A 6,597-nucleotide genomic window follows, 5' to 3' on the forward strand; every position below is an offset into this window, starting at 1 on the left:
ACAAGCCAAGCCGCATCCGGCAGTGAGGCCCCTTGCATGACCGACATATCTATCGTGATCCCCGCCCGCAATGAGGCGGAGAATATCGCCACGCTGCTCGATGGAATCGACGCCGCGCTGGCGGGACAAGATTACGAGGTGATCGTGGTCGATGATGCCTCCGATGACGGGATGGAGGGCATTCTCAAAGCCCGGATGGCGCAAGCCCCGCAATTGCGGGTGTTGCGCAATATCCGCGCCGGTGGCCAATCGGCTGCGGTGCATTCGGGGGTGCAGGTGGCGAAGGGGGCCATTTGTGCGACGCTTGACGGCGATGGCCAAAACCCGCCCGAAGAATTGCCGAAGCTGATCGCTCCCTTGCAAGCGCTGGGGTCTGAAAAGATTGGTCTTGTCGCGGGCCAACGCGTTGGCCGGCAAGACACGCTTTCCAAAAAGCTTGCCTCGCGCTTTGCCAACGCTTTGCGGTCTTGGGTGCTGAAAGACGGCACGCGCGATACGGGCTGTGGGCTCAAGGCTTTCCGCCGTGCGCCGTTTCTGGAGCTTCCCTATTTCGACCATATGCACCGCTATTTGCCCGCGCTGTTTTCGCGCGATGGCTGGGGCGTTGCGCATGTTGATGTGGCGCACCGGGCGCGCGGGGGCGGGCGCTCGCACTATTCCAACTTGCAGCGCGGGCTTGTGGGGGCGGTCGATCTGCTCGCCGTTGCCTGGCTGATCCGACGGCGCAAAAAATCGCGGCCCACGGAGGTGACGCAATGACTGAGTGGCTGGAAAAACTGCTGCATGTCGACAGCACCGTTGAGCTGTGGTGGGTGATCTTTGGCTTTGCCGCGCAGGCGATGTTTACCGCGCGTTTCTTGGTGCAGTGGATTGCCTCGGAGCGTGCCAAGGATTCCGTTATGCCGGTGGCGTTTTGGTATTTCTCGCTTGCAGGCGGGATGATGCTGCTCGCCTATGCGCTTTACCGTGCTGACCCGGTGTTCATTCTGGGCCAAGCGCTTGGGGTAATCATTTATTTCCGCAACCTGACACTGATCCGCCGTGCCAAACGCCGCCCAGAAGCCTGAGGCGCGGGGCTGGTTCGCCCCGGCGCTTCTTATGGTCATTGCCATCGTCGCGCTGCGGCTGGTGGCGCTGAGCTTTGACCGCACCGATATTTTCGTCGATGAGGCGCAATATTGGTTTTGGGGGCAAAACCTCGATTTCGGCTATTATTCCAAACCGCCGCTGATTGGCTGGCTTTTGCGGGCCGTGACCGACGTGGCAGGCTCAAGCGATCCGTTTTGGTTGCGGATGCCGGGGGCACTCTTTCATGGGATCACGGCGCTGGTGCTCGGGGCTTTGGCGGCTCGCATTGGCGGCGCGCGGGTTGGGCTCGCATCGGTTGCGATTTATCTCACTGCGCCTTTCGCGGCCTTGGGGTCTTGGCTGATTTCCACAGATACGGTGATGGCGCCCTTCTTTGCGCTCGCGCTTTTGTTCTTTTGGCGTGCGGGCGAGCGATATTCGGTGCCCGATGGCGCGCTGGCCGGTCTGACGATTGGGCTCGCCTTCATGGCGAAATATGCCGCGATCTATTTCTGGGGCGGTGCGCTTTTGGCGATGCTTTTCGTGCCCGCGCGGCGGATCGGCTGGAAGCCTTTGGCGGCGATGCTTGCGGCCTTTGCGCTGGTGATCGCGCCGAATGTTGTGTGGAACCTGACGCATAAGCTTACCACGGTGCAGCATACGCTCGATAATGTCGGCTGGGTGCGCGCCGGGGCAGGGGCCAATCTTGCCTCGATGGCGGAGTTCTTTGGCTCGCAATTTGCGGTCTTTGGTCCGGTGAGTTTTGCGGCGCTCCTGTGGGGCTACACCAAGCTGCGCAACCCGGTGCCGCGCGCGCTGATGCTGCTGTCGATCCTGCCGCTGATTGCGGTGACGACACAGGCTTACTTGGGCAAGGCGCAAGCGAACTGGGCGGTGGCGGCCTATTTCGCAGGCACGGTGCTGGCGGTGTTGACCCTGTCGCGGCGTTGGCTTTGGGCTGCGCTTGGGCTGAATGCACTTATCTGTTTGGCGGTCCCGGTGCTGACGATTTTCGCGCCTGTCTTGGGGCCGGAAGATGCGCCATGGATGAAGCGCTATCTGGGGCGGGCCGAGCTTTCCACGCGCGTGCTGGATTTGGCGCGGGCAGAAGGCGTGCCCGTCTATGCCGAGAGCCGCGATATTCTGGCCGATCTTTTTTACACCGGGCGGGATGCGGGCGTAACGATCTACGCGCCGCGCGTGGCGGGCCGCGAACACAATTACTATGAGCAGAATTTCGCATTGCCCGAAGGCTTTGCAGGTAAGCTACTGGTGGTGCGATCCGCGCCCTTCACTTGCAAGGGCACCCCGGTGCCGCCCGCTGCGGTCTTGAACGCCTCGGGGCAATGGACGGGCAAAGAGATCACCCCTTACCTTGTCGATGCGGAGTGTCTGGATGCCGAAACTTGACCTGATCCGCTGGGGCTACTGGCTGACGTTTGGCTGGCTCTTTTCCATCGTGCTGTTTCGACATTTTCCGGGCGTTGATCCGGCGATCACGGGGCTGTTCTACGTTCCGGGCGCGGGCTTTCCTTTGGGCGAAAATGCCGCTCTGAACCTGCTGCGCGAGGTTGTCTGGAATGCCGCCATCGCGGTGTTCTTAGCTTCGGGCGTGGCATGGTGGTGGGTGGCGCGGCGGCGTAGCCTTTGGGGGCGCGGCTTTGGCGGCGGTAAAATCTCGGGGCTCTCCAATGCGGGTTGGCGGGCGATCTTTGCCACCTTCCTTTTGGGGCCGGGGCTGATCGTCAATGCTTGGCTCAAAAGCTTTTCGGGGCGCGCACGGCCTGCCAACACCGAGCTGTTCGGCGGCACGCATCAATTCACCCTCGCGGGCGACTTCAGCGATCAATGCGCCGCCAACTGTTCCTTCGTCTCGGGCGAGGTGGCGGCAGGCACCGCGCTTGCGGTGACGGTCTGGTTTCTGACCGCGGCAATCTCCTATCGGTGGCTGCAGCAAGGGTTGCGCGCGCTGGGTGGGTTGGTGTTTGCCTTCGTGATCTTTCAGCGCGTTGCGACGGGGCGCCATTTCGCATCGGATGCGATTTTTGCAGTTTTGATCACGGCAAGCATCGCTTGGATCTTTGTGGCGGCGCATCGTGTGGCGCAAGCTCCGCAGAAATAGGCCCTCGCGCCACGCCGCCTTGCGGTTGCAGTTGACTCTCGTTCCTGTGGCCCCTATAGCGCGCCCATCCAGCGCCGCCGCTCGAATCCGTTCGGGGGGATGGCTTGGGGCCCCATAGCCTCGATCCTCTGGATATCGACCGTTCGGCCTTCCTTGGAAGGACGGACGGATTTGGTGTTTTGTGATGGGCACAATTCACCGTCGAGAAGCGGCGCACCCCGGTGGGTGCGAGTATTGACAAGCAGAACGGGGAACCGAATGCCGACGATCCAGCAGCTGATCCGCAAACCGCGGCAGCCCAAGGTGAAGCGCTCCAAGTCGCAACACCTCCAAGAATGCCCGCAAAAGCGTGGCGTTTGCACGCGCGTCTACACCACGACGCCGAAGAAACCGAACTCCGCTATGCGTAAGGTGGCTAAAGTCCGCCTGACGAATGGCTTCGAGGTCATCTCCTACATCCCGGGCGAAAAGCACAACCTCCAAGAGCACTCCGTTGTGCTCATCCGCGGCGGCCGTGTGAAAGACCTTCCGGGTGTCCGTTACCACATCCTGCGCGGTGTGCTGGATACCCAAGGTGTTAAAGATCGTCGTCAACGCCGTTCGAAATACGGCGCGAAGCGTCCGAAATAAGGAGATCATCAGATGTCTCGTCGTCACGCTGCTGAAAAGCGCGAAGTGCTGCCCGACGCCAAATATGGCGATCGCGTGCTGACCAAATTCATGAACAACCTGATGATCGACGGCAAAAAATCGGTTGCCGAACGTATCGTCTACAACGCGCTCGACCGCGTTGAGGCCCGCGCCAAGCGTGAGCCGGTGGAAGTTTTCCACGAAGCGCTCGACAACGTGAAACCCGCTGTCGAAGTGCGTTCGCGTCGCGTCGGCGGTGCCACCTATCAGGTGCCGGTCGAAGTGCGCCCCACGCGCCGTGAAGCGCTGGCGATCCGCTGGCTCATCACCGCCGCGAAAAACCGCAACGAGAACACCATGGAAGAGCGCCTCGCTGGCGAGCTGCTCGATGCCATGAACTCGCGTGGTTCGGCGGTGAAAAAGCGCGAAGACACCCACAAAATGGCCGACGCGAACAAAGCGTTCAGCCATTACCGTTGGTAACAGGAGAGCCTCATGGCACGCGAATATCCGCTCCCGCGCTACCGCAACTTCGGCATCATGGCCCACATCGATGCCGGCAAAACCACCACCACCGAGCGTATCCTCTACTACACCGGCAAGTCGCACAAAATCGGCGAGGTGCATGACGGCGCCGCGACGATGGACTGGATGGAGCAGGAGCAGGAACGCGGCATCACCATCACCTCGGCGGCGACCACGACCTTCTGGCAGCGTCAGGAAGATCCGACCACCGAAGGGACTTCGGACACGAAGTACCGCTTCAACATCATCGACACCCCCGGCCACGTGGACTTCACCATCGAAGTCGAACGTTCGCTCGCGGTGCTCGACGGTGCGGTCTGCCTTCTGGACGCCAACGCCGGTGTCGAACCGCAAACCGAAACGGTGTGGCGCCAGGCTGACCGTTACGCGGTTCCGCGGATCGTCTTCGTCAACAAGATGGACAAGATCGGCGCTGACTACTTCAAATGCGTCGAGATGATCAAAGACCGCACCGGCGGCACCCCCTGCCCGGTGGCGCTTCCGATCGGTGCTGAAGATCAACTCGAAGGCATCATCGACCTGATCAAAATGGAAGAATGGGTCTGGAAAGGCGAAGACCTCGGCGCGAGCTGGGTCCGTCAACCGATCCGTGACGACCTGAAAGATCTGGCCGACGAATGGCGCGCCAACATGGTCGAGCTTGCCGTTGAGCAAGACGACGATGCGATGGAAGCTTACCTCGAAGGCAACGAGCCCGACGAAGACACGCTGCGCAAGCTGATCCGTAAGGGCACGCTGGCGATGGCCTTCTTCCCGGTGCTGGCTGGCTCGGCGTTCAAGAACAAAGGCGTTCAGCCGCTGCTCAACGCGGTGATCGACTTCTTGCCCGCGCCGATCGACGTGCCGACGCTCAAAGGCTTCCTGCCCGACGACGAAACGGAAACCCGTGACGTCGAGCGTCCCGCTGATGACACCGCGCCGTTCTCGGCTCTGGCGTTCAAAATCATGAACGACCCCTTCGTGGGCTCGCTCACCTTCACGCGTATCTATTCGGGCGTCTTGAAAAAAGGCGACCAGATGCTGAACGCGACCAAAGGTAAGCGTGAGCGCGTTGGCCGTATGATGATGATGCACTCGATCAACCGCGAGGAGATCGAAGAAGCCTTTGCTGGTGACATCATTGCGCTTGCTGGTCTGAAAGAAACCACCACGGGTGACACGCTGTGCGACCCGCAAAAACCGGTGGTTCTGGAAACCATGAGCTTCCCCGACCCGGTGATCGAAATCGCCGTGGAACCGAAGTCGAAAGCCGACCAAGAGAAAATGGGCCTCGCCCTGGCTCGCTTGGCTGCCGAAGACCCGTCGTTCCGCGTCGAAACGAACTTCGAATCGGGCCAAACGATCATGAAGGGGATGGGCGAACTTCACCTCGACATTCTCGTTGACCGTATGAAGCGCGAGTTCAAAGTCGAAGCCAACATCGGTGCGCCGCAGGTGGCCTATCGTGAAACCATCTCGCGTTCGGCCGAGATCGACTACACGCACAAAAAACAAACCGGTGGTACCGGCCAGTTTGCGCGCGTGAAGCTCGTCATCGACCCGACCGAGCCGGGCGAAGGCTACTCGTTCGAAAGCAAGATCGTTGGTGGTGCGGTGCCGAAGGAATACATCCCCGGCGTCGAAAAAGGCATCAAATCGGTCATGGATTCGGGTCCGCTCGCGGGCTTCCCGGTGATCGACTTCAAGGTGGCGCTGATCGACGGTGCCTTCCACGACGTCGACTCCTCGGTGCTCGCCTTCGAAATCGCGGCGCGTGCCGCGATGCGCGATGGTCTGAAGAAAGCCGGTGCGAAACTGCTCGAACCGATCATGAAAGTCGAAGTGGTGACCCCGGAAGAATACACCGGTGGCATCATTGGTGACCTCACCAGCCGTCGTGGCATGGTGCAAGGCCAAGATACCCGCGGCAACGCCAACGTGATCAACGCGATGGTGCCGCTGGCGAACATGTTCGGCTACATCAACACGCTGCGCTCGATGTCATCGGGCCGTGCTGTGTTCACGATGTTGTTCGACCACTATGACGCCGTGCCGCAGAACATCTCGGACGAAATCCAGAAGAAATACGCCTGATGCGAGCGGGGCCCGGTTTTCGGGCCCCGTCTCCCGCTCAGGATCAACGACTAGGAGGCCATCATGGCAAAGGCAAAGTTTGAACGGAACAAACCGCACGTCAACATCGGCACGATCGGTCACGTTGACCACGGCAAGACGACGCTGACGGCTGCGAT

8 protein-coding genes are annotated in these 6,597 nt (G+C 60.7%); all 8 read left to right on the forward strand.

Going from position 1 to position 6,597, the window contains the following annotated elements:
- Positions 1 to 36: 36 nt before the first annotated feature.
- Entirely contained in the window at positions 37 to 759 is a 723-nt protein-coding gene (locus CRO18_RS16950; RefSeq protein WP_097082995.1) for a glycosyltransferase family 2 protein, read from the forward strand.
- Complete coding sequence (locus CRO18_RS16955; RefSeq protein WP_097082996.1) at positions 756 to 1,067, forward strand: lipid-A-disaccharide synthase N-terminal domain-containing protein; 312 nt, start codon at positions 756 to 758, stop codon at positions 1,065 to 1,067. Before CRO18_RS16950 ends, CRO18_RS16955 begins: the two co-directional genes overlap by 4 nt.
- Entirely contained in the window at positions 1,042 to 2,478 is a 1,437-nt protein-coding gene (locus CRO18_RS16960) for a glycosyltransferase family 39 protein (RefSeq protein ID WP_212710164.1), read from the forward strand. The genes CRO18_RS16955 and CRO18_RS16960 overlap by 26 nt, the downstream gene beginning before the upstream one ends.
- Positions 2,465 to 3,190 carry a phosphatase PAP2 family protein gene (locus tag CRO18_RS16965; protein WP_170952716.1) on the forward strand — a complete coding sequence of 242 codons (726 nt, stop codon included), beginning with the start codon at positions 2,465 to 2,467 and terminating at the stop codon, positions 3,188 to 3,190. The genes CRO18_RS16960 and CRO18_RS16965 overlap by 14 nt, the downstream gene beginning before the upstream one ends.
- A gap of 258 nt (positions 3,191 to 3,448) precedes the next feature.
- A complete protein-coding gene (gene rpsL, locus CRO18_RS16970; RefSeq protein ID WP_038074720.1) occupies positions 3,449 to 3,820 on the forward strand; it encodes a 30S ribosomal protein S12 in 372 nt (123 codons plus the stop codon).
- 12 nt (positions 3,821 to 3,832) lie between these two features.
- On the forward strand, positions 3,833 to 4,303 hold the full coding sequence (rpsG, locus tag CRO18_RS16975) for a 30S ribosomal protein S7 (RefSeq protein ID WP_076485902.1): 471 nt from the start codon (positions 3,833 to 3,835) through the stop codon (positions 4,301 to 4,303).
- 12 nt (positions 4,304 to 4,315) lie between these two features.
- A complete protein-coding gene (fusA, locus tag CRO18_RS16980) occupies positions 4,316 to 6,439 on the forward strand; it encodes an elongation factor G (RefSeq protein WP_076485901.1) in 2,124 nt (707 codons plus the stop codon).
- Positions 6,440 to 6,502: 63 nt separating this feature from the next.
- A partial coding sequence (locus tag CRO18_RS16985; RefSeq protein WP_018590913.1) for a GTP-binding protein occupies positions 6,503 to 6,597 on the forward strand: 95 nt, incomplete at its 3' end.

It is taken from the genome of Rhodobacter sp. JA431 (genome assembly GCF_900217725.1).
In the GTDB taxonomy this organism is placed as follows: Bacteria; Pseudomonadota; Alphaproteobacteria; order Rhodobacterales; family Rhodobacteraceae; genus Rhodobacter; species Rhodobacter aestuarii.